Below are 2089 nucleotides of genomic sequence, written 5' to 3'. Positions count from 1 at the left end.
TTGCGCATTAAAGAATCTACCATTCCAACCAGTAGCCATTACTACTTCACCATTAGCTAATAGTTCTGGCGGTTGAGCTCCAGCATTCCAGAATACACATCCACCATTAGGATCTGTACATAATGCTTTAATTTTATTTAAAGCTCTATCAATACCAGCCCCTTCCATTTTTCTGTAAAGTAAGTCTCCACCAGCTTGTGATCCGCTAGCTTTTACTCCGTCAGCAACCAATGCGATCTCTAAGTTAGACATTGCACCTTTGTAGATTGCTCTTTTTCCTGGAAATTTTTTAGTATTAAAGAAATCTTTAATTGTTCTTGGCTTTTTATCTCCAATTGTTGCATCATTATAAGCAAAGTTCCAAGAGTACAGAATGTTTCCAACTGCACATTTTGAAGGCATGCCTGTAAAGAAGTCTTGACTTGCAGGCGTTCCATCTGGAGCAGGCAAGAAGTCTTTATCGAAATCAAATTCATGGAAAATACCTTCGTCACATCCAATGATTGTATCTTTTGCATACACATCCATGATGTCCCAAGTAATTTTTCCAGCTTCTTTTTGAGCTTTAATTTCTGATAATCCACCAGTGTAGTCTACCCAATTAACAGGTATACCTAACTTTTTAGCAGTAGGATCACCATAACCTAATTTTTGTGACTCTGTGTAAGCTCCGCCCCAAGACACTACAGTTACTGCAAATGCTGAGGTTGTTACAGAAAGCACAAAAGAAAGAGCAAGTAATAATTTACTTAATTTTTTCATTTATTCTCCTTTTAAACGTTAACGTTTTTATTTTATAAAATGAAATTAAAACAAGATAGCAAAGCTTAGTCAACAGCTGATTCCGAGCAATTTAGCCTCTTGTTTATTAAGTTTTTTTATTGAAATTACAAATTATTATTTTGGATCTAAAGCACGACAATCAACACTATTCCATCCAATATTTATCTCTTTACCTTCTTTAATATCCATTCTGTTTGAACTATTCGGAACTTTAAGGATAAAATTTTTATTACCCAATAAATCTACTCTTAATCTTGTGTGATCACCATGATAAATGACTTCTTCAATATTTCCTTTGTAATTATTGTCCATTTTAGTTTCTGGATCAATCAATGCTCTTTCAGGTCTTAAAGAGACTGTAGTTTTTTCTCCTTTTGTTTTTGCTACGATTGGATTTGCTAAAATTTCTGTACCTGAATTTAATTTGACTTTGCATTTATCACCTGAGACATCTGATATTTCTCCACCAAAGGTATTATTTTCACCAATAAATTCTGCAACAAAAGAATTAACTGGTTTTTCATATAATTCATCAGGGCTAGAAAGTTGTTGTACTTTTCCATCATTGAAAACAGCTATTCTATTAGACATTGTTAAGGCTTCAGTTTGGTCATGTGTAACATATACAACTGTTACACCAATGTTTTCATGAATATGTTTAATCTCATATTGCATACTCTCTCTTAAATTTTTATCTAAAGCTCCAAGAGGTTCATCCATTAAAACTAATTGAGGATCAAATACTAAAGATCTTGCAACAGCAACTCTTTGTTGTTGACCACCTGATAATTGCATTGGCATTCTAGCTTCAAATCCTTGAAGTGATACCATTGAAAGAGCTTTATCAACTTTTTTATCAGCTTCATCTTTAGGAATTTTTCTAACTCTTAATGGAAATGCTAAATTTTCATAAACAGTCATGTGAGGAAACAATGCATAATTTTGAAACACCATTCCAATCCCTCTTTTGTGTGGAGGAATATCTGAAATAACTTTATTGTCTAAATAAATTTGTCCATTAGTTGGGGTTTCAAATCCAGCTAACATCATTAAACATGTAGTCTTACCTGAACCAGAGGGTCCAAGCATGGTAACAAACTCTCCTTCTTCAATATCTAGATTAAGACCTTTAACAACTAATTGTTTACCATCGTAACTTTTATCTACATTTTCAAATTTTACGAATTCTTTATTTTTACTCATAGAATTACCTTAAACATTTGTAAATTGATTTGTCAAAAACTTTTAACATTACAAAAGTAAATTTATATTAATAATATATCTAGCCGTTTCATCAGTTTGAACT

At 32.4% G+C, this 2089-nt stretch carries 2 protein-coding genes; both read right to left on the bottom strand.

Going from position 1 to position 2089, the window contains the following annotated elements:
- Positions 1-762, bottom strand: a 762-nt coding sequence (locus tag AMN81_RS05880; protein WP_072091158.1) for an extracellular solute-binding protein, incomplete at its 3' end; no start/stop codon positions are given.
- A 135-nt stretch (positions 763-897) separates the two neighbouring features.
- Complete coding sequence (locus tag AMN81_RS05875) at positions 898-1986, bottom strand: ABC transporter ATP-binding protein (RefSeq protein ID WP_072091157.1); 1089 nt, start codon at positions 1984-1986, stop codon at positions 898-900.
- Between the last annotated feature and the right edge of the window lie 103 nt (positions 1987-2089).

Origin of the sequence: Candidatus Pelagibacter communis, assembly GCF_001179845.1 — a bacterium.
Lineage (GTDB): Bacteria > Pseudomonadota > Alphaproteobacteria > Pelagibacterales > Pelagibacteraceae > Pelagibacter > Pelagibacter ubique_Q.
Note: the sequence above shows the minus strand (reverse complement) of the source record. Positions and strands in the feature narration are given on the sequence as shown.

Coding starts and splice junctions, on each gene's coding strand:
- AMN81_RS05875 (WP_072091157.1), bottom strand. CDS start 1,986: ATGAGTAAAAATAAAGAATTCGTAAAATTTGAAAATGTAGATAAAAGT.